1 protein-coding gene is annotated in these 1,048 nt (G+C 43.1%); it reads left to right on the top strand.

What is annotated here, in order from left to right; all coding sequences use genetic code 11:
* Positions 1 to 86: 86 nt before the first annotated feature.
* Positions 87 to 821, top strand: a complete 735-nt coding sequence (locus R7P67_RS26430; protein WP_318086530.1) for a vancomycin high temperature exclusion protein — start codon at positions 87 to 89, stop codon at positions 819 to 821.
* Positions 822 to 1,048: the final 227 nt, after the last annotated feature.

Genomic DNA, 1,048 nt, shown 5'->3' with positions numbered 1-1,048 from the left:
CAGATTTTGGCATAAATGGGCTTCTCTCTTTTTGTTTCTATCAGATATGATGAGGAATACACATTTATTAAAGGGTATAAGACGTTTTGCTGTTTTCTCGTATAAGGTCAAAGTGGAAGCTTAAGTGTTCGTGGAAGCGAATTGCTTTGATTTTGTCGATCTCTTTATTTGGACTCCTCCTGTCTGTGGTTGCTATCGACCGCTGGGTCGCATTACAGGCCAAAGACAATATCTTTATCGATTACGACCAAATACCCCAGCACGAAGTCGCGGTGGTGCTTGGTACGAGTAAATACATCGGAAAGACACTCAACACCTATTACACTCATCGCATCAATGCAGCGATTGAGCTTTATAAACAAGGCAAAGTGAAACAGTTTTTGCTTAGCGGAGACAACGCACATCGCTCTTACAATGAGCCATGGACCATGAAACGAGATCTGCTTAAAGCCGGAGTTCCAGAAGAAGTCATCCATCTCGATTACGATGGATTTCGGACTTTGGATTCCATCGTGCGAGCAAAAAAGATCTTCGCCTCAGAGCGTTTTTTGATAGTGACTCAACGCTTTCACTGTGAGCGCGCGTTGTTCATTGCCGATGCGTATAATATTGATGCACAGTGCCTTGCAGTCGCAGGCCCAACGGCGAACAAACAAAAAACTTCGATGCGAATTCGTGAACTGCTTGCTCGTGTGAAAGCATTTTTGGATCTCTACGTGATGAATACGCAGCCACGCTTCCTTGGCCCTCAAGAGCCAATTCTTGCGGTAGAAGACCCAACAGAAGCATCAAATGCTGAGCGCAACATTCCTATAGAATAATCGGCTGGTACCATTTTCGTGCATCACGTCACACATGAATAACAATTCGTTAAAAACAAATGGGTAGAGTTCTACCCATTTCTAAATCTCAACCTCACATTTTCTTATTTCGCCCACGATTCAGGCCAAATTGCCCTTCGCATTCGCAGTAACATTTAATCAATAAATAACTACAAGTCAGTTACCTTGCCATAAAAAACCGACAAAAAGGCAATGCAAAAGGAGCA

The sequence above is a fragment of the Vibrio sp. Vb0937 genome (assembly GCF_033338855.1).
This window is presented reverse-complemented; position numbering and strand designations above follow the sequence as displayed.